The 24,860-nt window shown below is 72.1% G+C and carries 14 protein-coding genes and 1 tRNA gene; 5 read left to right on the forward strand and 10 right to left on the reverse strand.

The features are described 5' to 3' along the window. Positions 1 to 81 precede the first annotated feature (81 nt). Positions 82 to 1,806, reverse strand: coding sequence for a hypothetical protein (locus WME96_RS32585; protein ID WP_437285486.1), 1,725 nt, complete (start codon positions 1,804 to 1,806; stop codon positions 82 to 84). Positions 1,807 to 2,213: 407 nt separating this feature from the next. Between WME96_RS32585 and hutH the strand changes: the two genes are divergently transcribed. Both hutH and WME96_RS32595 read left to right on the forward strand, forming a co-directional pair. After that, on the forward strand, positions 2,214 to 3,767 hold the full coding sequence (gene hutH / locus WME96_RS32590) for a histidine ammonia-lyase (protein ID WP_437285487.1): 1,554 nt from the start codon (positions 2,214 to 2,216) through the stop codon (positions 3,765 to 3,767). A 107-nt stretch (positions 3,768 to 3,874) separates the two neighbouring features. Continuing rightward, entirely contained in the window at positions 3,875 to 4,222 is a 348-nt protein-coding gene (locus WME96_RS32595; protein ID WP_437285488.1) for a hypothetical protein, read from the forward strand. Between the two features lie 461 nt (positions 4,223 to 4,683). Here the strand turns inward: WME96_RS32595 and WME96_RS32600 are convergent, their stop codons facing one another. The 3 genes from WME96_RS32600 to WME96_RS32610 form a co-directional block, all read right to left on the reverse strand. Next, the gene (locus tag WME96_RS32600) at positions 4,684 to 4,884 is read right to left on the reverse strand and encodes a hypothetical protein (protein ID WP_437285489.1); all 201 of its coding nucleotides are present in this window, start codon (positions 4,882 to 4,884) and stop codon (positions 4,684 to 4,686) included. Between the two features lie 541 nt (positions 4,885 to 5,425). After that, positions 5,426 to 5,508, reverse strand: a tRNA-Leu gene (locus tag WME96_RS32605). 117 nt (positions 5,509 to 5,625) lie between these two features. Then, positions 5,626 to 6,294, reverse strand: a complete 669-nt coding sequence (locus tag WME96_RS32610; RefSeq protein WP_437292380.1) for a tyrosine-type recombinase/integrase — start codon at positions 6,292 to 6,294, stop codon at positions 5,626 to 5,628. A gap of 1,261 nt (positions 6,295 to 7,555) precedes the next feature. Here WME96_RS32610 and WME96_RS32615 point away from each other — a divergent pair. The 3 genes from WME96_RS32615 to WME96_RS32625 all read left to right on the forward strand — a co-directional run bounded on the left by WME96_RS32615 (position 7,556) and on the right by WME96_RS32625 (position 10,802). Further along, positions 7,556 to 8,500 (forward strand): DUF2169 family type VI secretion system accessory protein, encoded by a 945-nt coding sequence (locus tag WME96_RS32615; RefSeq protein WP_437285490.1) that lies wholly within the window; start codon positions 7,556 to 7,558, stop codon positions 8,498 to 8,500. Beyond that, positions 8,493 to 9,746 carry a hypothetical protein gene (locus WME96_RS32620; protein WP_437285491.1) on the forward strand — a complete coding sequence of 418 codons (1,254 nt, stop codon included), beginning with the start codon at positions 8,493 to 8,495 and terminating at the stop codon, positions 9,744 to 9,746. The genes WME96_RS32615 and WME96_RS32620 overlap by 8 nt, the downstream gene beginning before the upstream one ends. 159 nt (positions 9,747 to 9,905) lie before the next feature. After that, positions 9,906 to 10,802, forward strand: a complete 897-nt coding sequence (locus WME96_RS32625) for a hypothetical protein (RefSeq protein ID WP_437285492.1) — start codon at positions 9,906 to 9,908, stop codon at positions 10,800 to 10,802. 111 nt (positions 10,803 to 10,913) lie between these two features. Here the strand turns inward: WME96_RS32625 and WME96_RS32630 are convergent, their stop codons facing one another. Genes WME96_RS32630 through WME96_RS32655 form a run of 6 tightly spaced genes read right to left on the reverse strand, consistent with a single transcriptional unit; the run spans position 10,914 to position 24,820 of the window. Then, positions 10,914 to 14,939, reverse strand: coding sequence for an RHS repeat-associated core domain-containing protein (locus WME96_RS32630; protein WP_437285493.1), 4,026 nt, complete (start codon positions 14,937 to 14,939; stop codon positions 10,914 to 10,916). Between the two features lie 34 nt (positions 14,940 to 14,973). Then, on the reverse strand, positions 14,974 to 17,415 hold the full coding sequence (locus tag WME96_RS32635; RefSeq protein WP_437285494.1) for a hypothetical protein: 2,442 nt from the start codon (positions 17,413 to 17,415) through the stop codon (positions 14,974 to 14,976). After that, on the reverse strand, positions 17,412 to 19,958 hold the full coding sequence (locus WME96_RS32640) for a type VI secretion system Vgr family protein (protein ID WP_437285495.1): 2,547 nt from the start codon (positions 19,956 to 19,958) through the stop codon (positions 17,412 to 17,414). The genes WME96_RS32635 and WME96_RS32640 overlap by 4 nt, the downstream gene beginning before the upstream one ends. Further along, positions 19,955 to 20,467, reverse strand: a complete 513-nt coding sequence (locus tag WME96_RS32645; RefSeq protein WP_437285496.1) for a hypothetical protein — start codon at positions 20,465 to 20,467, stop codon at positions 19,955 to 19,957. Before WME96_RS32645 ends, WME96_RS32640 begins: the two co-directional genes overlap by 4 nt. Further along, the gene (locus WME96_RS32650) at positions 20,460 to 22,616 is read right to left on the reverse strand and encodes a type VI secretion system Vgr family protein (protein ID WP_437285497.1); all 2,157 of its coding nucleotides are present in this window, start codon (positions 22,614 to 22,616) and stop codon (positions 20,460 to 20,462) included. Before WME96_RS32650 ends, WME96_RS32645 begins: the two co-directional genes overlap by 8 nt. Then, a complete protein-coding gene (locus WME96_RS32655) occupies positions 22,613 to 24,820 on the reverse strand; it encodes a type VI secretion system Vgr family protein (RefSeq protein WP_437285498.1) in 2,208 nt (735 codons plus the stop codon). The genes WME96_RS32650 and WME96_RS32655 overlap by 4 nt, the downstream gene beginning before the upstream one ends. Positions 24,821 to 24,860: the final 40 nt, after the last annotated feature.

The following is a 24,860-nucleotide window of genomic DNA, read 5'->3' on the forward strand; positions in this document are numbered from 1 at the left end:
GCTCTGCCGGGCGAAGCTCTGCCGTGTCGCTTCGCGTCTCGTTGACCTCTACACGAGCCTCCGGCGGCCGGGGAGCCCTGGTCAGTGGATGACGCCGAGCTTGAGGGTGAGCAGGTACTGGTCGGGGAGCTCGGCGCCCGCGGCGTCGTCGAACGCGCCGCCGGGGAAGAAGGCGCCGGCCTCGGTGCCGAGCTGGATGGTGACGAGCCTGCCCATGGCGATGCGCGCGTCGACGCCGATGTCGAGCTCGACGCCGAGGTCGTGGCGGCGCCTGTCGCCGCCGTCGTAGGTGGAGAGGCCGCCGCCCGCCCGGCCGGGGCCGTACGGATCGACGAGGTCGGCTGTCGTCTCGGCGATGACCGCCCCGGCCTTCAGGTCGAGCCAGCGCGCCGGCCGCACGAGCATCCGCGGGTTCACGTAGGCGGCGCCGAACACGCCGCCCTTCGAGGGCAGCCACCGGATGCCCGGCTCGGGGGACGCGGCGAACAGCTCCCGCTCGGCGATCGTGGCCGCGCGCGCCGTCTTCCAGGCGAGCACATGGTCGAACAGGAGGAGCCCGACGTTGTGGCTCGGGTCGAACGTGAACCGCCGCGCCACGCCGTCGCGCGGGTCGTCGTCGCCCGAGGCGTAGCCGGCCTCGATCTCGGTGACGACGCGCCCGAACCGATCGGCCGGCCGGGGCCCGCGCCCCGCGACGTGCACCGCCCCGAGCGTGGCCGCGCCGCCGATCGAGCGCACCGCCACGGGCGCGCGCTGGGCCCCCGGGCCGGAGGGCGGCGTGGGCCCGCTCGGCACGAACGACGTCGAGCCGAAGATCGCCGCGGCCTCGAGCTCGCCGTAGACGTGGGCGCCGCCCCCCGGCACCGGCGCGTCGAACTTGCCGGCCACGTCGAGCACCGCCGCCGTGAGCGTCTCGGTGAACTGGGCGAGGCTCGTCTTCGCGCGGCGCTCGCGCGTCTGCCGCCGCAGCGCGCCATAGGCCCCGATCTCGCCGCGCCGCGCGCGCCAGAGCGCCGAGATGACCGCCTGGAGGGCGCGATCCCCCTCCCCTTCGTCCTGCCCCTCGACGTCGTTGCCGAGCAGGTCGGCCGCGCTGTCCTCGAACACGAGATCGGCCGCGACGGTCACGAGGAGCGGCCCGCTCCGGCCCATCGGCGTCGCCGCGAAGAGGACGCGCTCCATCAGCGAGCCGCGCTCTGGGTCGCCGAAGAGGGTCGCGCGCTCGCCGTCGTTGACGAGGAGCCCCATCCCCCAGTGCGCGCCCTGCTGGCCGACCCGGAAGACGCCGACCGACGAAGGCACCTCCAGGTAGAGGTGGCGCGGGTGCACCTCGTACCACGAGAGCTCGGCGCGCGCGTCGCGCACCTGCTCGACGTGCCGCGTGGTGTCCCCGGCGATGAGCCCGCGGACGACGTCGATCTGCGCCACGATGGAGGCCTTGTCGGCGAGGTGGAGCCGCGGCGAGAGGCGCAGCCAGTGCGCGATGTACTGGTGCTGCCCGAGCGTCGTCGCCCCCGGATCGGACAGGGGCGGCGCCCGCAGCCGGAGGTCGGTCATGGCGCGGTAGCGGAGCTGGTACTCGCCCTGCAGCGAGAACGTCGTCCGGTCCGGGTCGGGCGGGGGCAGCGGCGCGCGGCCCGTGTCGAGGACGAGCCGCTCCTCGAAGTCGCCTGCGGCCGACGGCGCGCTGCGATCGGCGCTTGCGTCCGCGCTCGCGCTCGCGATCTCGGCGGGCTGAGCGGCGGCCGGCGAGACGAGCCCGACAGCAAACGCAAGCGTGGCGGAGGAGGCGAAGGCGAAACGCATGGAAGCAAGCGATCGCGCGCCGGCGCAGGCCGGGAGACGCGCCCGGCGGAGGATAGGCGGATCGATCCCGGCGGGGCACCGGATTCTTCCGTCGCCGGCGGGAGCCCCGGGAGCGCGCTGGCCGCAACCCGGGCTCCGGGGGTGAGCCGGACGGGCCAGAGCGCCGAAAGCAAAGGGAGAAAGCGCGGGCGCTCGCGGCGGTCGAGTCCGGCGTCGTCGTTCCGGCCAGAGCACGGTTTCGCGGTTTCCAGGGGAGCGCCGCCGGGGGGTCTGGTCCGGTCCTGACGAGCGGACGGACGGCGCCGATCACGGCCGCGCGGGCGCCTTTTCTCGAGGCATCCGCCGCTCTAGCGTGCGCCCTCGTGACCCTCTCCACGCCGCACGCCTCCGCTGGTTCTCCTTCTCCGTTGCTCCTGGGCCGCCCGCTCTCGCTCGCCGATCTCGAGGACGTCGCGCGGCGCGGCCGGCCGGTGGCGATCTGCGCCGAGGCGCGCGAGCGCGCCGCGGCCTCGCGCCGCGCGATCGACGCGATCGCGGCGGCGGGCGACGCGGCGCCGGCGGTGTACGGGATCAACACAGGGTTCGGCGCGCTCGCGGAGACGCGCATCGCCGATCACGACATCCGGGCGCTCCAGCGGAACCTCGTGCGGAGCCACGCGTGCGGGGTGGGGCCCGATCTCGGCGACGCCGAGGTGCGCGCGATGATCGTCCTGCGCGCGCAGGTGATCGCGCTGGGGCACTCGGGGGTGCGCACGGAGGTGCTCGATCTGCTCGCCGAGCTGCTCAACCGGGGGGTGTGCCCGCGCATCCCGGCGCAGGGCTCGGTCGGCGCGTCGGGCGATCTCGCGCCGCTCGCGCACCTCGCGCTCGCGCTCATCGGCGAGGGGGAGGCGCGCTTCGAGGGGCAGCTCATGCCGAGCGCGGTGGCGCTCGGGAAGGCCGGCCTCGCGCCGATCGAGCTCGCCGCGAAGGAGGGGCTCGCGCTGATCAACGGGACCCAGTACATGACCGCGCTCGGCGCGCTGGCGCTGCGGGACGCGGCCGCGCTCTGCACGGTCGCGGACATCGCCGGCGCGGTGAGCCTGGAGGCGCTCATGGGCTCGAAGCGCCCGTTCGACGAGCGGCTCATGCGCGTCCGCCCGCACCCGGGCCAGGCCGGCACGGCCGGCAACCTGCGCGCGCTGCTCGGGGGCAGCGAGATCATGCAGAGCCACGCGGACTGCCCGAGGGTGCAGGACGCCTACTCGCTCCGCTGCATGCCCCAGGTGCACGGGGCGACGCGGGACGCGATCGCGTGGGCGGCCGAGGTGCTGACGCGCGAGGTCAACAGCGTCACCGACAACCCGACGGTGTTCCTCGGAACGGGCGGAGAGGGCGGAGAGGGCGGGGCCGAGCTGATCTCGGGCGGCAACTTCCACGGGCAGCCGGTGGCGCTCGCCCTGGACCTCGCGGCGATGGCGGCGGCCGAGCTCGCGAACATCAGCGAGCGGCGGGTCGAGCAGCTCGTGAACCCGGCGCTCTCGACGGGCCTGACCCCGTTCCTCGCGCCGCGCAGCGGGCTGCACTCGGGGTTCATGATCGCCCAGGTCGCGAGCGCCTCGCTCGTGAGCGAGAACAAGGTGCTCTGCCACCCGGCGAGCGTCGACTCGATCCCGTCGAGCGCCGGCCGCGAGGACCACGTGAGCATGGGCAGCATCAGCGCCCGCAAGCTGGCGCAGGTGATCGAGAACGTCCGCAGCTCGCTGGCGATCGAGCTGATCACGGCGGCGCAGGGGGTCGACCAGCGGCGCCCGCTCCGGCCCAGCGCCGGCGTCGCGGCGGCCCACGCGGCGATCCGCCGGGTGGTGCCGGAGCTCGCCGAGGACCGGCCCCTCTACCGCGACATCGCGGCGGCGGCCGAGCTCATCCGGGGCGGGGCGTTGATCGGGGCGGTCGAGGAGGTGGTGGGGGCGCTCAACTGATTTTTTCTGTTGTTGCAATTACAACTGAGACGATCCTGTGGAAATCTTACGCGAGTCATCGGAATGCAAATGCTCCATCAAACGGCGAGTTGCTGTACATTGGCGCAGTGCCCATTCCGGTCAGCGCCCCGCCGTTTCCATTCGATGCCGTGCGAGATCTGCTCGGGGTGGTGCGGGCGATCTATGCGGCGGCGAAGGACGGGGGGGCGTCGCGGGAGGAGCTCGCCCGGATCGCGCGGGTGGGCCGGGAGCTGAGCCGGGCGCTGGACCTGGCGGGGTCGCCCCAGCAGGGGGCGTCGGGTCAGGCGGCGGCGTGGAAGGTGGCGGACAAGGCGATGCTCCAGGTGAACGACCTGGTGGATCCGCTCACGCCGGCAGCGCCGCTGCTGCTGGCGGCGCGGAGCCGGGTGACGGGGGGGCGGCTGGCGATGCGGAGCAAGCCGCAGGGGCGGTAGGCGGGGGCGGGGTCTGAGCTGAGGGCGCGAGGCGAGGAGGGCGTTCCGAGCTGATCGGCCCCCGGCGGGGCTGTTCTCTGCGCGGTGTGGGGGCCCCGCCGAACTCGCCTTTGCCTTTGCCCCTCCGGCGGAGCCGGAGGGGCAAAGGCAAAGGCTCAAACATCGGCCCATCCCCCACACCGCGCAGAGAACAGCCCCGCCGGGGGCCTGCCGGGATGCCAGGAGACATCGGCCCATCCCAGCGCGGAAGAACAGCCGAGGAGCCTACCAGGGTGCCAGGAGGTATCGGCTCATCCCCCACACCGCGCAGCGGCAGCCCGGGAATCTACCGGGGTGCCAGGAGCACGGCGGAGCAGGTCGAGACGGAATGAACCGCCTCCGAGAGGCTCTCGGTCGGGCCTGATGAGCAGGGCAGCTTCGGCCCGCGCCGTTCAACGCGCTTGTTACAGGGGACGAAAATTTCAGCTACGGCCGAAGAACCTGCGACCGCGCGACCGATCGGCGTCGCGCCGGATGCCCTGCATCACGACGCGGATGAGCTCGCGGGAGTAAGCGCGCCTGTCGTGGCGCTTGTGCTCGGGAAGCTTGACGCCCAGAGCGTGCGCAAGCCGTTCTACGTTCTCTACCTTGGCCTCACGCAGACAGTCGATGTCCAGATCCATGTATCGTGGCGCTCCCATTAATCGAGTCCACTTGGTTTGTCGAGCCCAGCGAACACGGGAGCCAGCAGCGGCAGGCCTCCCCCTTCAGACCGAGTCAGACCGAGACAGGACGCCACCGGCCGCGACGGCCACGCGACGCCTCGGGCAGGTCGGCGTCACGAGGGACAGAGAGCGACACGGCCCCGTTCGAGGCGGGCAAGCAGCTCAGGGTGCCGCCGCCGTGGGAGGCTGAAGGCAGCGCGCTGACGGGGCAGCAGGGGAGCGCGACACAACCTCGGACGGTGTGAGACGCCGTGGGCGCCGGCAGAGCGTGTATCCGGTGCGGCGCTGGACGAGCGCCGCAGCAGGTGAGAGGAGAGAGGAGAGAGGAGAGAAGAGAGCGCGACGCAGCCGGTTGCGAGACGCCCAGGAGGCGGCCAGGCAGAACGGTGACCAGCGGCTCGGCACCCCAGGCTGAGGCTCAGCTCACCTGGCAGCTCGCGGCAGCTCCCAGCGTGGAGCTCAGCCGGCCCGGGGGAGCTCGGCGCGCCGCACATGAAGGTAGCCCCGGCCGGACTCGAACCGGCACGCCCATACGGGCCGCGGATTTTAAATCCACCGCGTCTGCCATTTCGCCACGGGGCCAAGTAGTTGAATTTACTAACGATTTCTGTCTAGTCGTCCCGCCCCCACCCCTCTCTGTGCCGTTTCCTGAGCCTTTTCCCCTGCCCCCGAGCTCGGGGATCGCCTCGGCGAGGGAAGCTAGCTCGCCGAGGCCCAGCTCTGCAAACGTCCTGGCCGCCCGGCGACACCTTCGGAGCATGACGGAGCCCGATGCCCGGTCCGGTCGGCGACCCAGGTCTCGCTGCGGCCGTTCGCGAGGGCGACCGTGATGAAGGTCGAGCGCGTGTCGTGGGCGCGCACCTGCTGGCGCTCGTCGGAGTCCTCGAAGAGCTCGGGGCGGTCGATGCCGGCAAGCTGGAGATGGGCGCGGAAGCGCTCGGCGGCGTGCTCGATGCTGAAGCGGTCGCCGTCCTCGTTCACGAACAGCGGCGCGGAGGGCGCTGGGTTGCCGCGGAGCGCCTGCCAGGCGCGCAGCGCTGGAGCGACGCCGGACGAGAGCGCCCAGGCGCGCGGGTCGTTGGTCGTGTTCTTCTCGAGGCGCAGCGCTCCGCGGTCGAGGTCGACGTCCTGCACCTGAAGGCGCGCTGCTTCGCTGATGCGCGGGCCCTCGCGGTTCAGAAAGCGCGCGCATGACGCGCTCCGCGTCTTCGAGCGTGAAGTCCGCGACGGGGACGCGGCCGGCGATCGGGTAGATGTGGCGGTCGAGCCGGTAGAGGTCCTGCTCCACGCTGCGCTTCGGCTTGACGTGGTCGGGGTACATGCGCGCGAGCTCGCCCGAGGTCCAGAGCCCGCCGGACTGCTGGACAGTCACCTGCTTCGGCACCGAGCCGCCGCCGGGGACGACCTTCGCTCGTGCGCCACCTCTGCAGACGACCTCGATCGCCTTGATGACGTCGCGGAGCGCCCTGCCCTCGCGTGCCGCAGCACGCCCCAGCAGCGCGACGATCGCGTCGCGCGTGACGTTGCGCGAGACGCGCAGCCGTGCGGCCAGGTCGGCGACGAGCTCCTTGCGCTGCGCGCCTTGCTGCTCGGTCAGCTTCAGGTCGAGCGGGAAGCTCTCGCGGTCGTTGTCGCCGACGAGGATGCGGACGTAGGGCCGGCCAGCGGCGCTGCGGAAGAGCGATCCCGTGGGCCTGCGGGGCATGGCGGCTCTCTTCTACCGCGATCCGCGGTCGCGCTCACGCCTGAGGCGGCCCGCCGACGTGGAAGGCCAGCAGGAGGCCTACCACGAGAAACACCGTGGCCGTGCTCGGCGTCATTCATTGCGCGCTCTGCAACCGGAAGGAGGCGTCCTACCTCGCCTTGAGTCAGCCGAGGAATGCCGCACGCGCGACGAGCCCCCCCGCTCGATGGGACGCCGCCTCCTACCAGGCCCTTGGACGTCTCGTCGAGGTGGGTGAAGAACTTGGGATATCCCGAGAGGTCGATCAGCTCGATCGCGTCCGCGGTCCCCGGCTTCAGCTGAATGGGCAGAACCATGGCGTTCTTGACCCTGGTCCTGACCGAAGCCGAGTAGACCAGGACCTGCCAGTCGCCCGACATCGAGGCCAAGATGTGCGTGCCTCCGACGTTCTCCACGGGGGCTGCAAACATGCACATAGTACGTGTCTACCACACCGATCAGGGCACGAGGAGGGCGCCGCCTCGCTCCGCCGGGCCGCGGATCTCAGCGCCAGCGGCCGGCCGGCCGCGTCGAGCTCGCGGCGCGCACCGCCGCGGCCAGCGATTCCAGCTGCGCCTCGGGCGCGGGGTGCTGGACGTGGCGTACGGCACGACCGATTGAAGAGCAGCTCGAGAAGACACGCTCCGGATCCCAGCGAGGTGGTCGATACGATGCCATCTTCGAACACGGACCCTGGCTTCGCTCCACGGCGGCCGAGCCGCACGATGGCTCTGCCGACGAGTACGGCGCCTGAGGAGATGTCGGGTACTGCCTCATCGGCCTCCTCGCTCTCAGTGCACTTTCAAGGGATGAACCGTGCCCTGCGCATGTAGGATGCGGGGGCTTTCAGCGGACCTGCTCATGAGCGTCGCCAACGAATCCCCTTTCGCAGTCCAGCCCGTCCCCATGATCGATCGGGATGGGAACGACGTCCTCGTCGCCATCGTCAAGGGCACCTTCGTCATCGACCGGAGCGGCAGACCGAAGCTCGCCGACGATCCGGCCCCGGTCCGCGTCGCCGACGAGCCCTGGGACCCCGGGAGCCCGCGGAGCAGCCTCCACTTCCCGTCCGATCTCGGGGTCGCCAAGCTCGGCACCGATGTGGTGGTGACTGGCGACGCGGTCGCCCCGGCGAAGGTGACGATGCTCGACGTGGCCGTGAAGGTCAGGCGGCGTCTGACGCCGCTGCGCGTCCACGGCCTGCGCGTCTTCTCCCGGGGCGTCCTTGGCGTCAGGATCGGACCCGCCCAGCCCTTCCTCCGGACGCCGATCGTCTACGAGCGGGCCTACGGCGGCATGTCCGAGGACCTCTCGGTCATCGAGCTCCGTAATCCCGCGGGCATCGGCGCAGCCAAGAGCGCGGCCGAGCTCGTGGACCGGCCAGCCCCTCAGATCGAGCACCCGGACCGGCCCCACGGCTCGCCCTCGGATCGCCATCCGCCCATGGGCTTCGGCGCCATCATGACGCACTGGTCCCCCCGCCTCGAGTACGCCGGCACCTTCGACGCCCGGTGGCAGGCGACCCGGATGCCGCTCCCGCCCGACGATCACGACATCCGCTTCGGCAACGTCGCCCACCCCTCGCTGCAGTTCGAGGAGCACCTCGCCCCCGGCGATCCGGTGGGCGTACACGGCATGTCGCTCGATCCGCTCGTGTTCGCGCTCCCGGCGCTCCCGGTGGCCGCGAGCGCGCGCTACGACACCGGGGAGCGCGTGGTCGCGCGGCCGCCGATCGATACCGTGCTGCTCCAGCCTGAGGCGCGGCGGGTAGAGCTCGTGGCGCGCGCGGTTTTCCCCATCGGCCGGGGCCGGCGGGTGCTGCGCGAGGTGGTGGTGCGCGGCGATGGCTGAGATCAGCGCTGACCGGACGCCGCCTGCAGATCCCGAGATCGCGGGCGTGGCGCTCTCGGCGTACGCGGCGGTCCTGGCGTACGTCGCCGAGGGCGTTCCGCTGGAACAGAGCCTGGACCACGCCGCAATCCCGGCCGCAGCGTGGCCGCAGGTGGAGGCGACGTGGTCCGCGCGGCTCGCCGAGAGCGCGATGGTGGACGGGGCCCTGATCGACGCGTGCGACGAGCACCGCCTGGCCGCTCAGGCGCACGTCGACCGCAAGGTGCCGCCGCTCGACACGGAGCTCCGCAGCTGGCTCGACTTCTTCCGCGCCTTCACGGCCGCGGAGGACCCGCTCGGCTTCCTCCAGGCACGTGGCCTCAGCGAGGGCGACGTCTTCCGCCTGCTCGGCGTGTGGCACGAGCGCATCGCCGCCGATGAGGGAGTGCGCAATGAGGCAACCGCGCTCCTCGCCGCTGCGCCCGGTCCGCCGCCCGAGGTCCGGCCGGAGCCGCCGAGCCTGAAGGCATCGACGCGGAGGCCACGCCGCGCCGCGGAGGTGCAAGCAAAGCAGAGGACGGCGAGCGTCGTGCTGAGCGAGACGACGCTGCCGCTGTCCAAAGTCTCGGAGCCCGTCCTGCCCTTCCTGCAGCCGTCGAGCGCGCCGGCTGTGTCGCCACCATCGCCGCCGCGTGCGCCGGTGGTCCGGAAGGGGCTCGACCAGCAGACGGCGCTGGTTCTCCCGGGTCCGATTGCGCCGGCGCTCCCCTTCGCTCGCGGAGCGCCGCGCGAGAGCGAGCGGGGCGCTCCGCCGTCGCAGGATCCGGCCTTCCCGCCGCCTGGCGGCGCCGCGCCGGGCTTCGCCGGGCAGGCCACGAGCGAGGTCTTCGAGATCGCGAAGCCCACGCTCCCGTTCGCTTCGTCCGCGCGCCCGCCGGCCGCGGGCGCCGCGCCTGGCCTCGTCGAGCAGGCCACGAGCGAGGCGTTCGAGATCGCGAAGCCCACGCTTCCGTTCGCTTCGTCCGCGCCCTCGCCGGCCGCTCCCGGGCCCCGGCTCCCGCTCAAGGATTACGTGGCCATGCTCGCGGAGATCGCGGCGAGTCCGGCGTCCGAGCGGGCGACGATCGTGCGGTACGGGCTCACCCCCGAAGGGAAACGCGACGAGGACTCGGCGTGGATGGCGAGATTCGCGGCGGACCCGCGATTGCGGATGGAGTGGCTGGATGAACTGCGCGCGGCAGGCGAGCGCCTCCGGGGGAAGCGGTGACGAGGAGGAGTCGTTCTCGGCATGTTCACGGCGATCGCATCATCACAGCAGCCCATCGACCTTCACCGCCTTGAAGGAGCGGTCCTCGCTTCCACCGGGCCTCATGTGGCGCGGGCTCAAGGCGGACGGCTCCACGATCAGCGGAGGACGGAGGTCGTGGTGGCGCCGAACACGGATGGGGTGTCTCCGCCGCCGGTCGTCCCGCGAGAGATCAAGGGCATGGCCGGTCGATGGCCTGACCGCGTCTGGGCCCTCGCCACGAACGTGGGGTGGCAGGCGCACGCGGCCGCCGGCCCGACGCCGGCGATGCCGGGAATCATCACGGCGGCATCCCCACGAAACGCGGTCGTCCGCTGGGACGAGGAGCGCGGGCGATGGGTAGAGCAGCCGGATCTCGCGTGGGTTTGTACGTGGGCCGATGGGGTGCTCGCCATGGGCGTCGACGGGGCCCTCCGGTGGCTCGAAGGCTCGGACAGGCCCATCCCTCCCATTCTCGCCGAGAAGCTTTTGTGGGATGGCTGGAACCCGCCCGTGCTGCTCCGCACGCCGAAGTCCGGCGACGTGGTCGTCCGCATCGTACAGTCCACGCGCCTCGACCCTGGGTGGTGGGTCTTCCCGCGAGGTGAGCGCACGGCGGATAGGCTCGTGTGGCCACCCGGCGTGGATGAGGAGAGCGTCGGACTACGTACCGGAGATGGCAGCGACGAACTCCTCGCGTGGGGCTCGCTGCGATCCGGGGAGCGCTTCATCGCGCGACGCGCGCAGGGCAGCTGGCAGATGCTGCCGCCCTTCTGGGGGGACTATGGGGTGCAAGACCTCGTGGCCGCGCCGTCGGGCGGGCTCTTCGTGCGCTCTCGCGACCAGGCGTCGCCGCTCTGCATCTACCGGCTGGGTCGAGGAGGGGACTGGGAGCGTATTCCCATCCCGTTCCACACGAAGCCGGGCGATTTCCCCTCATCTCAGCTGGTGGCCGGCGAGGAAGGCGACCTGTGGCTCACCGTTGATTTCGGCGATCACTACCGGCATCAGGTCGTCCTTTACCATGCGCGAGGCTAAGTGGGTCCTCACCTCTGAGTTGACAATCAGCGCGCGTCGGGAAAGCCACCGGCGCGTGGCCTCCGCCGCGCACTGTCAAAGCGGCGGTGGATCGTGGCGACGCGGGACTGGCTAGCTGCTTGGAGGAGGCGCAGGCGGCGCGGGCAGCGTCGTGTACTGGTCGTGCCGGTTATGGGCGTAGGGCATGCCATTATAAAATGAGTTCCACTGTCCGGGGCGCGCCGGGTCGGGGGCGAGGGGAGGATCGCCAGGCCGCGGCACGTACGTCGAGCTGTTGGCCACCCCCTGCGGAGGCGCGATCTGCTCGCCGAGGCCCCAGACGATGTCGCTCGGAGCGAAGACCTGACGGTTGGGGTAGGCGGCAGAGACCTGCGCGCCCACGCCGTTCGGCATCCGGCCGGTGTTGCACGAATTGAGCGTGATCATCGCCGCGCCGTTGTAGTTCCCGGCGGCGTTGACGATGGCCAGGAGCTGGCCCGGCGTATGGAAGGAGTGAATCCCGTTCGCGTCCGGCACCGCCACGTGATGGGGCGTCCCGTGCACCACGATCGCATAGTTGTTCGGGTTCGGGCTGATGCGGGAGATGCAGTAGGCAACGAACGCGTCTCTGGCCGGGTTGCCGACGACGATGCAGGCGAGGCCCAGCGGGTCAGCGTGCGTGGTCGGACTGCCATCGAAGGCGAAGAGGTTGCGGCCGCCGAGCAGCTCGAGCGGGTCCGGGCTCAGGAAGCGCGCCACCTTGGGATCGAAGTAGCGGTAGCGCACGTAGCAGAGGCCGGTCTCCTCGTCGTGGTACTGGCCGAGCAGCCGGAAGGGGGACGCGACGGGCGCGCCGCCCTCGGGGCGCGCTGCCTGGACAACGATGCCGAACGCCGCGTGACGCGCTGACCACGCGACCTCCCCCTGCGGCCCGATGAGCTCGGTCGGGGTGCCGAGGTGGTCGGTGATCACCGCGTAGATCGCGCCGCCCTCCTGCTGGAGGAGCGGGCGCATCGTCCCCGGCTCGTGCACGAAGACACGCAGGCCGCGCTCGGAGTCGAGCTCGGCGGCAAGGCAGATGCCGTCCCACAGGTACTCGACGACGCGGGGCCTCGGCGCCTCCGACCCGGGATCCGTCGGCGAGAACGGCGGGATGATCTCCTTTCTGACACGGCGGCCGAACGGATCGTAGGCGAACAGCACGCGCGAGCCATCAGGGCGCCGTACCTCGCGGAGCTGGCCGCGGCAGTCCCAGAGGTACTCAATCTCGCCGTCGGAGCGCACCTCCCGGATGCGCCGGTTCGCGCCGTCGTAGGCGTACGTGGCATCCCCGGTGCGGAGCAGGAGCCCGCCAGGCCCCGTCTCCCAGGCCGCGCCCGTCGGCTTCAGCGCGCCCCCGGCGTCGTACTCGAACGACTCGCGCCCTTTCGCCGAGCTCGCGTCGAGCAGCATTCCGAGAGGATCGTAGCGGTAACGCGCGACGCCCCAGCGCAGGTCGTTGCGCTCGATGAGCGCGCCTCGCTCGTCGTACGCATAGAGGCGATCCACGAGCGTGCGCCCGGCGGCGCCGACCCAGTCGCGCGTCGGGCGCGCCATCGAATCGATCTCGCGCCGCGCGTCCACGCCTGCGCCCACGAAGACCTTCCGGAGCAGCGTGCCGGCGAGATCGCGCTGGAGATCCACACGGTAGCCGTCGTGCTCGATCGACGCGACGTTGCCCTCCTCGTCGTAGGCGTAGCGGGTCACGTGCCCCGTCGGCAGGTGGCGCGCCGTGCAGCGGTTCTGGGCGTCGTACTCGTAGCGGATCGTCCGGCCGTTCTGCGTCTCGGCGGCCACGCGGCCGAGCGCGTCGTGCTCGATGCGCACGCGGACCATGCCCGCCGGATCGTCGAAGACGTACTCGACGGTGCGGTCGTCCGGCGCTTCGACCTTGATCGCACCGTGCGGCGTCTCCTCGGCCAGGATCCTGCCCATGCCGTCGTAGCGGAGCGCGCGGAAGGTGCCGTCGGGGTTCTCCACACGCGCGAGGCGGCCGTTCTTGCCGTGCCAGGCCCGCGCGACACGGCCGTCGAAGGCGCGGTATTCGCGGAGCCTGCCGGAGCGGTCATAGCGGAGATCGAGCGTCTCGCCCTTCGGGTTCTTCACCTGCTGGAGCCGCTCGTTCAGATCGTAGGAGAGCGACCAGATCGAGCCGTCGGGCGAGACCACCTCGACAGGAGAGTTCAGGCCGGCATAACGGAACGTCTCGGTGCGCCCCAGCGCGTCGGTGCGGCGCGTGAGGCGGCCGAGCACGTCGTACTCGAAGCGCAGCGTGGTCCTGTCGGGCAGGTGGAGCGCGAGCGTCCGGCCGAGGGCATCGAGCTCGCGGCGCGTCACCCGGCCGAGGGGGTCGATGTAAACCACCGGCCGCCCGAGCGCGTCGTGACGGAAGCGACGCACCCCGCCGCGAGGCGTGCGCTCCTCCACGACGTTGTGCTGCTCGTCGTAGACGAACCCGCCGCGGAGCCCGTCGGGCCCGTAGACCGCGGCGAGGCGGCCCTGCTCGTCGTACTTCATCGAGAGGAACGCGCCGGAGGCGTACTTCACCGAAGCGAGCCGACCCCGGTGATCGTAGGCGTGCTCGGTCGTGACGCCGCCGATGCGGCGCCGCACCAGGAGGTCGTCCGCGTACTCGAGCTCGACGAGCGGGCCGAGCGGATCGGTGTAGCGCGTGACATCGCCCCGCGCGTCGCGCGTGAAGGTCAGCGTGTTGCCTGCCGCGTCCCTTGCCTGGACGAGCAGGCCGTCGTCGTCGAACTCGAGGTCCTGCGCGCGTAGGCCGTCGGGCGATGCCTCGCGCACCACCGAGCCGTCCGTGAGCCGCCAGGTGAACACACGGGGCTCGAGGTTGCCGGTGAGGCGGGTGATCCCCTGCTCGAGATCGTAGGTGAGGTCGCCGGCGTGGAGGTCGCCGTCGCCCCAGGATCGGACGCAGCGGCCCGTGTCGGGGTCGTAGAGATAGTGGAACGAGAGGCCGTTCGAGAGCGTCTTCTGGGTGAGGCGGCGCTGCTCGTCGTAGCCGTACGACTCGCTGTGGCCGAGCGGATCGGTCGCCCGCACGAGCTCGCCATCGTCGCCGTACGCGAACGAGACGGCGTAGACCGGGGCGCCCCCCTCGCCGCCTGGAGGGAAGACCTCGAGGCGCACGACGTGGCCGTCGCCGTCGTGCGTGAGGGCGATCGTGCGGCGCGCGGTGTCGATGATCCGCACGAGCCGCTCCGCCTCGTACTCCAGGACGACCTTGTGCCCGGATTCGTTGGAGATTTCGCGAAGATAGGAGCGTCCTCCGCCAGTGGGCAAGAACGTCCGCGTGAGGCGCGTGTCGAGGGAGAAGACAGTGGCGCCGCCGCGGAGGTCGCGGGTGACCACGAGGCGCTTGCCGCGGTGAAAGGCCGGCTCGCGCGGCTTCGCGTCACGCACGGTGATCGTCGCGCCGTCCGCGTCGCGGAGGCGCAGCACGTCGCCCTCGACGTCGATCCACTGGTGGTACGCGTGTGTCCAGCCGCCGCGCCCGAGCGGCGTGTGCTCGCGGTTGCGCGCGGAGCTGTAAAGGCGCTTCCAGTCGATCGGGATGAGCCCCGGGACCGAGAGGTCCACGTTCTCGTCGACCATGGTGCCGGACGCGACCGAGATCGGATCGAGCACCACCATCGCGTTGCCGGTGCTGCCGTCGGACGTGGCCGCCCGGACGATGGCCGCCATCAAGAGCACCCCGCTGATCTGGGAGATGCTGGCCTGGGCCGCGATGGCGTTGAGGCGCACCTGGTCGCCGGTGCACACGACGCCGCGGCCGCCGGCCATCACCTTGGTCGACGAGGTGTAGACGTTGCACGCCCGGTTCACGGCGTGCGTCACGACGTCGCCGCCGGTCGACTGGCAAGGGGCGTTGCCCGGCGCCTGGATCGTCATCGAGCTGCCGTTCACGAGCACCGGCGCGCCCGCGACCTGGAGTCGGCCGTCGGTGTCCGTCGCGCTCGACGAGAGTGCGACGTACGCGAACGGGGCCGGCACCGGACCGGCCGGAGGTGTCGGCGGCGCCGTGCTGATGGCCGGCATGGGTCCGGGGCAGAAGTGGTTGCTCCGCGTCGTCGCGATGGCCTTGAAGTTGATCGTCGCCACGGTGTCTCTCTCGTCTCTGGGGTGCGCGCGGCGCTCAGCCCCGGCTCCGCGCGAGGGCAAGGAAGGTCGTGAGGTTCGCCTCGGCCTGCGCATGGGGGCCGCTCACGTCGACGAACTCGGGCAGGTGGAGGCGGGCGCGCAGCTCGTCGAGGCGCAGCTCCAGGGCGGGGCGCGAGAGCTCGCCCGAGGCGCACTCGTCCGCCACCACCGCGGGCGAGAAGAGGCGGCCCCGCCGGTAGCGCGCCCTCGGGTCGAGATGCTGCGCCGCGAGCGCCTCACGCCAGGCGCCCGCGTCCGACGCCCGCGCAGCCGGGACGAGCGGGCCGAAGAGCGTGCGCAGCGCCTCCGCGGCGTCGTCGGCGAGCTCTTCGTCGAGGTGCCGGATCAGCCAGCCGAAAGACGCGGGGCAGCCGAACCGCCCCACGGCGGAGAGGGACACGCGTGCGGGCCGATGTCGGCCAAGCAGGGCCTCGAGGCGCGGCCAGTCGGCGGGTCCGCCGGCGAGCACGAACAGCTCCGCCGCGCGCGGGCCGAGGCGCGCGCAAAGGGCGTCGTCGCGGTGGAGCTCGCGCTCGCCCCCTACCGCAAGCACGCGCGCAGCCGACCAGGCTACCGCCGGGGCGGCTGTGCGGCAGCGATCCCACAGCTGCTCCGTGAAGCGGGCGCGCTGCGCGACAGGCAGGCGCTCGCATGCCCAGATCGCGGCGCGCACCACCGCGTCGTGGTCGTCGTCGAGCGCGACGCCGAGCATGGCGAGCGGGATCTCGCCGCGGGAGGAGAGCAGCGTCACGCCGATGGCCCGGGCGATCGGGTGCGCCGACGCGGAGAGCGCGCGCGTGAGGTCCTCGATGCCGGGGTGATCCGCGTACGCGAGGGCCTCGGCGACGGTGATCGCGTGGTCCTCGGCGTCATGCGGCAGGAGGTGCACGGCGCGGTGGATCGCGGCGAGGGCGTCGTCGCCCACGAACGCCGCGAGCGCGAGCGCGGCCGCGGACGACCTCCAGGGGTCGTCGCTCGAGCGCTCCCAGAAGGCGGCGAGCTCGATGACCGCGCGCGGACCCGCAGCGACGATCGCGTCGATCTGGCGGAGCAGTCGCGCTTCGGTCGACGGGAGCCACGCACGCGGGGCCTCTAGGCGATCGCGGGCGAGCGCGGCGGTGAGCTCCCCGCAATGGGCGACGACCGAGGCGTAGAAGTCGGGCAGCGCGAGCTCGAGCACGCGCTCGGGGTCGAGCCGCACCCGCTCCACGGGGGCGATCTCGCGTGGCAGCAACGGGAGCAGCGGATCCACGTCGTTCGCCGCCACCACGGGCGCCGCGGCCTCCATCCCGACGACGTCCTCGTCGCGCCACGCTTCGTCGTCCGTCTCCTCCTCGGGCGGATCCGGCGGCGGGACGAAGGGGTCGCGCTCCACGCGCCGCGCGGTCACCTCGACGGCGAGCGGCAGCAACACCGGGGCTCCGTCCGCGGTCGTGTCTGCTGACGGAGGAGGCGCGCAGCCGAGCGCGATGCCGCGGGTGCCGTCACGGGAGATGGCCCAGGCCACGAAGCACGAGGCGGCGTCGGGGGGCGCGGCGCCGTGGCGGAAGGACGCGAAGGCATAGGCGAGGTTCATCGCGCCCGCCGCCGCGCCGAGCGCGCCGACCTCCGCCTCGAGGCAGGGGCCGAAGTAGTTCGAGGCGAGGCGATCGGCCGAGCGCGCCGCGGTCCATTCCCACTCGCGGCTGCGGAGCGCGTCGACGCGGCCCTGCCCGAAGACGGCCTGGATCGGCCTCGATGCGGGCAGGCCCTGAAAGAGCGCGGTCATCGCCGCGGCGTCGACGGGCTCGTCGTCCTCGTCGGTCCCGCGCCCGGGCACGCACCGGCTCGCGACGATCTCGCCGAGGACCGCGAGGCCAAAGTGCGAGGCTTGCTCCTGGGAGGCGAGGAGGACCGCGCCCGCGCCCTCGGAGGGCGGCGGCGGCGCGAGCAGCCAGGGGCTCGGGGGCCGCTCCTGCCGCTCGGCGAGCGCGTCGAGGCCGGCGAAGGAGTCGACGCCGACGAGGAGCGCGGCCCCGATCGTGCGGCTCGCGAAGCGCTCTGCGATCTGAGCCAGCGCGGCGAAGGCACCGGCCGCCCCCGTGAAGCGCTGCGCGGAGGGGGCGAAGCCTCGGGCCAGCCCGGCGAGCGCCTCCTCGGACAGGCCCGGGCGTGGCGCGGGGGTCACGAGAAAGTGCGGGACCGCCGCGGCGGCGCCTCTGGGCAGCGCGGCGAGGGCCTCGGCGGCGGCGCTCCGGGCGAGGGCGAGGAGACGGTCCGCGTCGGCGTTCCGGGGCTTCATCCACGGGCAGTGGCGGGCGTCGATCCGACGTCCGTCGGGGCCGAGGAAAGGCGAGGGCGAGGGCGGCGGCGCCCCGGCGCGCAGAAAGAAGACGTGATCACGCGCCGAGGCGCCAGCGGGCGAGATCAGGCCAAGGCCGAGGACCGAGAGCGTCATCGGTGCGTGAGCGAGCCCGACTGATTCGAGCTTCCGGTGATGGTGATCGAGGGGGACTTGATCTTCACGCCGCCCGGCGTGGCCGTGAGCTCGGAGGCGCCGCACCTGAAGGTGATCGGGCTACCGCCGATCTGGAGGTTCCCCTGTACCTTGAGCGTGAGCGCGGTCTTTGCGGCGAGCGTGTACATGCCCCCCGCGCTGATGCGGAGCGCGCCCTTGACGTCCGAGCTCATGATCCCGGTGACGTTCCGGCCGACGACACCCGAGCTGTTGATGTTCAGCGAGCCGAGCCACTCCCCGAGGCCGCCGCCGACCCGCAGCCCCGCCTTCGCGGCCTTGCTTGTATGGCTCCCGTTGATGAGGGTCGTCGCCGGGCCGGCGGTGACCCACGAGACAGGGCCTGGGGTCATCACCGCGTACGCCGCGCCGACCGCCTCGGTATACGAGGAGCGCGCGGCGACGCTGCGGTGGCCGGGGCCGGGACCCGCGGCGCCGCCCTCGGCGCCGCCCGCGCCCGCGCCGCCCCCGCCGGGCGCCGCCGTGCCCTGATCGGGGCGGCCGTGATCCCAGGGCATCGGCCGCGACGAGCCCTTCACCGCCGCCATGATCGCGTCGCCTCCGGGCAGGAGCGCCGTGGCGCTCCCCATCGCGCTGTCCCTGGCCGCGACGAGCGCGCCATCCACGCCCCTGGCCTGGTATCCCTCGTAGGCGGCGCGGGCGGCACCGAGCGTGGCCGCCGCGATCTGCCCGGCGACGCCCTTCGTCCCGATCTTCGAGAGCACGGCGGAGACGGCGAGGTTCGCAGCGCCTTTCACGGGGTTGCCGACCTGCTCCGCCAGCATCCCGAGCACCACGTCCGTCTCGCTGCCGACCTGGCTCACGAAGTTGCCGCCCGCGCTCTGGTACTGCGCCGCGCCCACCGTGACGCTGCGGGAGCCGTAGCTGCCCATGTAGCCGAGGTGCACCGAGATCGATTCGTTGCCGCCGATGTCGGCCTTCAGCGTCGCGCCGATCTGGAGGTTCTCGTTCTTGAGCGTCTGCACCGCGTGATTGCGCGTGACCGAGGTGTCCTTGGCGAACGGCGCGTGGATGAGCAGGTGCTCGCGGCCCGCGGCATCGTCCATCTGGATCACCGTCCGCGCGCCCGCGCCCGGCGAGCTGTCGGTCGCGATCGAGGTCACCGTCTTGTTCGCGGGCAGGGCGAGCGGCGGCGGCTGCATCTGATTATACGAGCGGCCAAGCACGACGGGGCGTTCGGGGTTGCCGTCCTCGAACATCACGAAGACCTCCCAGCCCACGCGCGGCACCACCATCCCTCCCGGGGCCTGTGGCTGCACCACCCGCACCGGGAGGCTGCTCCGATGGTCGGTCTCGCCGTGCAGATCCCAGTGGAAGCGGAGGTGGACTCGGCCGAGCGCGTCGGGGTGAATCTCCCGCCCGCGCTCGCCGGTGACCCAGGCCGACTGCACCCCGGGGATGCGCGGTCTCGGCGTGATCTTCGGGAGACGGAAGGGCACGCGCCGCGGGATCGCGTCCACGCTGGCCCGGATGACGCCCTCCCCGGCCTGCCAGCGGAGCTGGATCGCGGTCACGACGTGCTCGCCCGCGATCCGGACGACACCATGGCCGTCCGATGGCTCGATGAGGCGGCAGCCCGCGCCGGGCGAGAGGACGAGCGCGTTCGTGTCGAACGAGACGCGCGCGGCATCGGCACGCAGCGACTCGAGCCGTATTCGCGCCCGCGCCTCGCCCTCCGAGGGGGAGGTGAAGCCGCCGGGTGCTTCGTACACCTCGACCTCCTGCTCGGCCTCGATCCCTCCTGAAGCTTTGCCCTCGAGCGATAGCTGCGGCCGGTCGGGGTTGTAGTCGCGGAGGGTGACCTTGCCGACCGCGCGCCGGAGGCGCCGCGCCGCGTCCACCGCGACCGGCCGGGGCTCGTCCAGGGTGCTGCGGGGGACGAGCGAGATGCCGTCCGGGATTGCGTCCTCCGCCCCGGTGGAGTCGTCCTCGAGGACGAAGATCTCATCGTTACCGTCGCCGTTCGGCTCGAAGCGGAAGTAGAGCCCGTGCTCTTCGCAGATGCGCCGGACGAAGGCGGCGTCGCTCTCCTGATACTGCACCACGAAGCGATGCTTCGGGTACGAGGCGCGGAGGTTCTTGCGCACGGTCGTGTAGCCACCCCCGCGCACGACCTGCTCGACGATCTCCGGCGCCGTGAGCTCCTGGAAGGTACGTGCCCTCCGGGTGAGCGCGAGCAGGGCGAAGCGTGATGCGAGCGTCATGCGGTAGGCGCGGCGGTGCTCGTGATCGCTCGCGCTCACGACGAACCGGGTGACGACGCCGACGATCACCCGGGTCCCGCCGGGGGGGTCGAGGACGACCCGGCCCGCCTTGCGGAGCACGGCGCCGGGGGCGACAGGCGCGTCCTTCGGGCCGTGCAGATCGAGCTCCAGGACAGAGACCTCGCCGAGCCGCTCCACGCCGCCGAGGCGCGCTGCGACGAGGTCGAAGGCGCCCTCCACCGTCAGCGTGACGCCGCTCACGGCAGCTCCACCCGTGCCGAGAAGATCCGCACGAGCGCCGCCATGTCGATCACCAGCCGGTCGCCCTCGAGCCGTACCGCACCGCCGGGCTCGATCCGGAGGCTCGACCCGGGCACCTCGAGCTCCAGCGTCTCTCGGGCGCGCACCCGGACGTGGCGCCCCTCGAGCGCGAGCGTGCCGTGCGCGTCCGGCGCCGGAGCCGAGGCGGTCTGCAGCGCGCCCAGGATGGCGACGCTGGCGCCCCCAACACCGCCGTGCGCGTCCGCGAACACCACGGTGCGGCCCTCGCGCATGCACTCGTCGATGAACGCGGGCGAGACGCCGGGGTCGAGCGCCGCGAGGAGCCGGCGGCCGCCGCTCGTGCGCACCTGGTACGCGGGGCGCGGCTCGCCGTCGCCGCGCGCGACGGCCATCTCCACCACGCCGGGGTGGAGCCCCGGGCCGAGGGGCGCTGCCCTGCCCCGGGCGGGGCGGGCCGCCGATTGCTGGACCGTGCGCGATCTAGCCATAGTAGTGAATCCCTTCCTCCAAGCTCGACGTCCAGCTCTCGTAGTCGCCGGAGACGGTGATCGACGCGGGCGTCATGGTGACCGTCACCCCCTGCGCCTTGATCGTGAGCTTCGCGATCGCCTGGATCGCGACCTCGGAGCCGGTGATGCTGGCGGCGCCCTTCGACGCGTAGGTGACTTTGCCGAAGCTCTCCGCGACGTTGCCCGCTGCCGTGGCGCTGCGCGAGGCGTAGCTCTCGGCGTAGAGCCCCCGCACGGTGAGGCCATACGCGCCCGTGGCGATGGTCTGCGCGCCAGAGACCTTGATCACGGCCGCGCCGGCGACGCCCACCGACTCTGACAGACCCCCGGTGGTGTTCACCGAGCCGCCGACGAGGAGCGTCGATATCCCCTTGGTGAAGACGCTCTGGTGCTCGATGCCGATCTCCTGCTTCGCTCCGCCCACCACCCGGACGAACGTCGGCGTCCTCGTGATGTAGTCGCCACCCGCGCGGATGACCCGGGCGGCGCCTACCACGACCGTCTCGGAGGCCGCGTGGAGCCCGAAGTTCGAGTCGACGGTTACCTTGCGGAGGCCGCCGACCTTCATCGACTGCTCGCCGTCGACCTTCTCGACGACCCGCTCCTTGACGACGACCTTCCGCTCGCCGGCGATGGTGTGCGTGTAGTTCGCGGCGATCTCGACGACCTTGTCGTTCTCGGTCTGCTCCTTGTAGTCGCCCGAGGCCTGGATCGCGAAGCCCTCCTGCCCGGCGGCGTCGCTGATCCGGAGGCCATTGCCGCTCGATCCGCCCGGCGTGGTCGCCGTGCCGAAGTGGGTCTCGACCTGCTTCGCGGGTAGCGAGGCGGGCGGCGCCTGGACGGCGTTGTACATCCGGCCAAGGATCACCGGGATCTCTCCGCCCTGATCGCCGAACCCGACGAGCTGCTCCCAGCCGACTCGGGGGTTGAAAATCGCCCCCGAGAGCTGGGGCTGAGCGACGCGGGCGAACCCGGAGCTCCGGGCGTCGGGGCTGCCGTGGCGATCCCAGCGGAGCAGGAGCCGGGTGCGGCCGTGCTCGTCGAGGGCGATCTCCTCGCCCGGCGAGCCGGTGACCACCGCGGTGCCGGCGCCGCCGCGGGGGGCGGCCGAGGCGCGTGCCGGCCGGAAGCCGCTGCGCGCGGGGACGGCCCGGAAGCGCGCGAGGTAGAGGAGCTCCGCCGGACCGCCCTGTGCCTTCGCCTCATGCACGACCGAAAGCAGGAGCCAGCGCGCCTCCCCGAGCTCCGCGGGCGCGCTCGTCACCTCGAAGACGCCGCCGGCACGGAGCTCCGGCTCGGTGGCCTCGCCCTCGAGGACGGTCGCCTCGGCGTTCCGCTCGGCGCGGCGGATCGCGGCGAGCTCGCTTCCGGCGCCCGGATCGCGGAAGCCGCCCGGGTACTCGTACCACTCGAGCGCGCCGTCACCCGAGGCGCCGCTCAGATCGAGCATCGGCCGAGTGAAATCGTAGTCCTTGAGCGCGATCTTCTCGACCGTCACCCGCCTCCGGAGCCGCGTGGCATGCACGGCCCGCCCGAGCAGGAGGCCCGCCTCGTCGCGCCACGGGATCGCGACGCCCGTGTCGAGGAAGGTCTCGGGCGCGTCGGCGACGTGGAGGAGCGTGGGATCCTCGTCGTCGGGGAGCCAGCTCATCCCCTCGTCGGCGAGGAGGCGGGCGCAGAAGGCGAGATCGCTCTCGAACACTTGGGCGCAGTGGGGTCGCTTCGCCGCCGCGCGGCGGGCGCGAAGATCGAGGCGGACACCATGCTCGCCGAGGACCCGCGCCGCGATCTCGGTGGCGCTCTCGTCCACGAAGACCCGGTAGTCGCGCGTGTCGTCGAGTCGCGCCACGGGCGAGGCAAGGGTCACGCGCGCGTTACCGGCGCGCTCCTCGACGGCCTCGACGGCGAGCTCGAAGCGCCGCGCGACGTCGTGGAAGTGAAGGGAGAGGGTAGCGGCCCGGCCGATCAGATCGAGCGACGTGAGCTCGGAGGGCGCGCCGCCGACGAAGGCGATGCAGTGCGCATGGGCCACCGTCGGGGCGCCCACGCGCTCCTCGACCTCGCACGAATGAACGCGCACCTCGGCGCTCACGCCGGGGATTTCAAGGACAATGCTCCGGTCGCTCAACCGCCCACCTTCCCTCCGCTGGATCTCGTGGTCGTGCCGCCGCTCACCTCGGTCATGCTCCCGGCCGTCTTGAGCTTGCCGCCACCCAGCTTCAGCGTGCCCGCCTCGATGCTCCCGGTGACGTCGATGGTCACGACGGGCGCGCTGATCGAGACCTTCCCGCCAGCGTGGATCGCCACGGTCCCGGCCGTGATCGAGCCGCTCGACGCCTTGATACCGGCATTGCCCGCGGCTCGCTCGTTCACCGCGCCCACCTTGCTCCGCTTACCGCCGAGGACCGACTCGGTATATCCGCCACAGGTGATCGTCCGCGAGCCACGACAAACATAGGTGCGCGCCGCCGCCACCGACTCGGTGACGCCAAGGCCGCCCGTGAGCGACGTGGTCCCGAGCACCACGCGGGTGCAAGCGCCGGTCGTGTGGGTGTTCGACTGGTTGCAGAGCAACGTATATTGAGCGCCGATCACCTCGACGCACGCGCTGTCGGCCAGCACGGCTCGGTTGCCGGTCACATTGACCAGCTCCGCCCCGGCGATGAGCTCCCGGTTTGACCCCTCGACGGAGAGGAGCATCTCTTGCCCCACATCGACCGTCTGCATCGCCGCGATTCCGGCGACGTGGCTGCCGAGCACCGCGCTCGTGAGCGATAATCCGACGAGGTGCTCTTCGTCGCCGTCGACCTGGGTCGTCGCCGAGTCGCCGACCTTGACCGAGAAGTCCCTCGAGGCGTGGATGAAGAACTCCTGTCGTCCTGCATCGTCGACCATCTTGATCTCCTGGGTCATCCCGCTCTTCGGCGTGGTCCAGGACTGGAACGAGGTCGTCGCCGCCGCCACGGGGAGCGGGTACGGCGCGACGGCGGTCGCGTTATAGACGCGGCCGAGGACGAACGGTCGATCGGGCGAGCCGTCGAGGTATCCGACCGTGACCTCCCAGCCGACGCGGGGAAGGAACATCGAAGCGCCGAGCGGAAGCTGGAGGCAGCGGGTCCAGTGCGAGGAACGATCGTCCTGGATGCCGGCGCGATCCCAGAGAAAGCGCACCTTGACCCGGCCGAGATCATCGACATGGATCTCCTCGCCGGGGGGGCCGGTGATCACCGCGCTGTCGAGGTGCTCCACCGCAGGCGCCCGGCGGAGCGCGGGCCGATAGGGCGGGTGATCGCCGCTGTCCGATGACTTTGTGGGCCTGAGCGTGAGCCGGTTGCCGTAAGGCACTGCCCGGCCGCCGTCCGGGAGCGGCCGGGCGAAGCGATGCGAGAGCTCCGTGATGAGCATTCGCTGCTCGAAGAGCCCCGCCTCCGCGCCCGCGATCTCGACGATGCGCCCCGGCTTGAGGCGCGCGCAGTCGCTCTCCCCGGTCACGGTGACCCTGTCCCGCTGAAGCTGCTCGAGGCGCCGCTCCGCCCGCGCCTTCGCGGCCTCGAGCGTGGTGACGCCGGCCGGGTACTCGATCCAGCCGAGCTCCCCCTCGCCGGCGTGGCCGTCGACGTAGACGCCCGGGTGCCGCACGTCGAAGTCCCGCACGGTGACCTGATCGGGCACGACCCGCTCCTCCCACTCGAGCGAGAAGAGCGCGCGCGAGCTAAGCTCTGTTCCGGTGGGCCCGGCGTAGGGGAGGGTCGCGCCGCCCTCGATTCCGTCATGTGACTCCGTGCCATCGCCGAAGATGATGAGGTGCTCGCCCTCGGCCGTGGTCTCGAACCAGTACGAGATCCCCTCGTCGGCGAGGAGGCGCTCGATGAACGCCCACTCCGTCTCGGCGTACTGGACGCACTGGGGCCGCAGCGGGCAGGCGCCCGCGAGCCGGCGCTCGATGGCCGCCGCGGGGATGCCAGCGCCCATCAGCACCTCGGTGACGATCTGCTCGGTGGTCTTCTCGAGGAAGACGCAGTGACCGCCGCGCCTGGTGAGGAGCCACGGAGGATCCGAGAGGCGGAGCGCGCAAACGCGATCCCGGCCGTGGCGGAGATCGAAGCTCGCCTCGATGACGAGCAAGCGGACGAGCCGCGCCGTCCCCTCGGCCGGATCGACGATCGCGAGCGTGGCCGGCGCGCGGAGCAACGCAGCGAGATCCACCTCTGCGGGGATGGTGACGACGACTTCCCAGGACGAGAGCGCGTCCATCGCCTCCCGCCCGAGGAGCTCCAGCACGATGCAGTCTCCGAGCGGCTCGCAGGCGAGCCGGACGTCGATGTCGTTCACGACGCGCGGCTCCGGCGCGCCCGGGCTGCGTGAGGGATGC

The sequence above is a fragment of the Sorangium sp. So ce406 genome (assembly GCF_051474675.1).
In the GTDB taxonomy this organism is placed as follows: Bacteria; Myxococcota_A; Polyangia; order Polyangiales; family Polyangiaceae; genus Sorangium; species Sorangium cellulosum_G.